Consider the following 2,204-nt stretch of genomic DNA (forward strand, 5'->3'; position numbering starts at 1 on the left):
GTAAGAGGATGTACTATGAAGAAACTTCTCTTTTTAATGTTATGCGGTATCTTTTCTTTTTCTTCCTTTGCCTACACCAACGGAAATGGTGGTACAACTAATTTAGGACCGATAGTCGAATGTAAATTGCCAAGCGGTGATGTCACTAATATTCCAAGTGAAATGTGTCGATTTAGAGGCGGAGAATGGAACTAATATAGAAGTCTGTAGTTAGTTCAATATTAAGAAACTATTGATACCTTACTTTTCAGTAAAGTCATTATTTACCCAAGCAAGTAGATACTCAATGTCTACATTAAGGTGATGATTATGAGATTTTTAGCTGGTCTATTGTTAGCATGTTTTGCCCTAGCTCCATTAACTACTCATGCCAATGGTGCTTCAGGTGGACGTACGCTAGCCCCAGAGATAAAGTGTGAGTTACCAAACGGTAACGTGCATATGTTACCGCCGTTATATTGCAAAATATATGATGGTCGAGAAGTAAAATAAAAAAGGAGCCTAGCGGCTCCTTTTTATCATCTCACTAAGTATTAGTGGAAGCTGTAAGGGATAAGAACTTGTAGACGTAGGTCTGTTTCATCCGCATCACCAGCACCAGCGTACTCATCGCGCTCTAGGATTGTACCGTGTAGACGGATCGTAGAACCTTTCAGTGCGCCACTCTGTAGAGAGTAAGATACTGTCGCGTTAACTGCGTATTCACTTTCGTAATCCCAGTCACCTGATGCACCGCTTGCTGCAGAATCAGCACCAGTACCGTAACCAAAGCCTAGGTAGTAGTTCCAGCCGTTACCTTGGTTGTAAGATAGACGGTTGTACCACGCTAGCTCACCCGCTTTGTTCCAGTCAGACAGTGCATCCCACCACTGAGACCAAGTACCGTTGTTCATACCGTAAGTATGAATTGTACGAGGAACGAAGTCAGCACGGTTGTCTGTGTCTGTGTAGCGTAGCTCAGACATCCAAGCTAGCTTGCCGAAAGATTGATTCAAAGATAGACCAGTGTGGAAACCTAGACCATCGTATTTCACATCATCGTCAACACCGTAGAAATCAAATGCTAGAGTTGTACGGTCACTCACAGTGTACTTCAAGTAAGCCTTGTAAGAAGTGTTGTCAGTTTCGTTGTGGTAGCTAGTTACTTGACCTGCACCCCAGTCGATACCATTTGCATATTGAACGCCAGTAGCTTGACCCAAACCAAGTTGCATAAACAAGCTGTCAGTTAGGTTACCGTTTAGGCCTAGAGAGTGTAGGTAGCTCCATGAAGTATCAGACCAAAGCGCTGGCGCGTAGTCATCTTCGTGAAGTAGCCAAGGTGCTGTAAATTGGTCTGCACCAAAGTAGCTTAGGTTGAAATCACCTAGTTTAGCGTTCAGTTCGAAACCACGGTAAGTACCAGGTACGAAACTCCAAACGTTACCAATAGTACCGTTACCACCCGCTTGTAGCATACCAAAGCGCGCGTTGAAGCTTTCGTTTGCTTTGAACTTCAGTGCTGCTTTGTAAACTTTAAGCTGTTGACCATCACCTGCACCCCAGTCTAGGTTGTTACAAGTTGAAATTTCATTACATAGGTAGCCTTCGTTTGAATTGTAAAGGCTATCGTTGTAAAGGTCGCCAGAATAGTAAGCCGCAACATCTGCACCAACCCAACCATCGTGGTAGCCAGAAGTAAAGTCTAAAATTGCGTTGTAAGAAGAGTAGTTTAGACGACTCCAACGGTCACCGTTTTCACCGCCAGGCTTACCTGTTGTACGAGTACGAGAACGAGTATCAACTAGAAATAATGCATTAAGACTAGAGTCTTGCATAAATTCGTTCACTTTCTCTACGTACTCGCCACCTGCTGCACTTTCAGTAGACGCTGTAGCTGGAGCAACAGCAACAACACCAAACATTGCTGCGGTTAACGCTGAAACCTTAAAAAATTTGTCCATGGAAAAACTCCTAAAAATGGATATAGCTGTATTTTTCTATCTCACCTTTAGTTGGCCGCCGAAGGAGAGAAGTAAATTCCTGATCAAACCTCATTATTTCTAATTTGGCTTTTTTTAGTTCCTGCATACACACCGTGTATCCACGTGACTAAGACTAACTTCGCAGCTAAAAACATCCAAACGGAACTTATTTTTTTTCTAAAAAAATATGAGCTAGTCCAAAGTTCCATATAAGTTGTTGATCCAGATCTTACTTTTAAC

Annotated in this window: 2 protein-coding genes; one reads left to right on the forward strand and one right to left on the reverse strand. The window is 42.5% G+C overall.

Annotated features, from left to right (window positions below):
* Nucleotides 1–195, forward strand: a 195-nt coding sequence (locus CAG69_RS12145) for a hypothetical protein (RefSeq protein ID WP_237668070.1), incomplete at its 5' end; no start/stop codon positions are given.
* A gap of 338 nt (nucleotides 196–533) precedes the next feature.
* On the opposite strand, the gene CAG69_RS12150 is transcribed toward CAG69_RS12145, so the two are convergent.
* Nucleotides 534–1,943, reverse strand: coding sequence for a hypothetical protein (locus CAG69_RS12150; protein WP_006742721.1), 1,410 nt, complete (start codon nucleotides 1,941–1,943; stop codon nucleotides 534–536).
* Between the last annotated feature and the right edge of the window lie 261 nt (nucleotides 1,944–2,204).

Origin of the sequence: Vibrio sp. V43_P6S15P86 (genome assembly GCF_009904725.1) — a bacterium.
GTDB classification, from domain to species: Bacteria; Pseudomonadota; Gammaproteobacteria; order Enterobacterales; family Vibrionaceae; genus Vibrio; species Vibrio diabolicus.

Excerpts from the sequence above, each read along its gene's own strand:
- CAG69_RS12150 (WP_006742721.1), bottom strand. The coding sequence starts at position 1,943 with ATGGACAAATTTTTTAAGGTTTCAGCGTTAACCGCAGCAATGTTTGGT.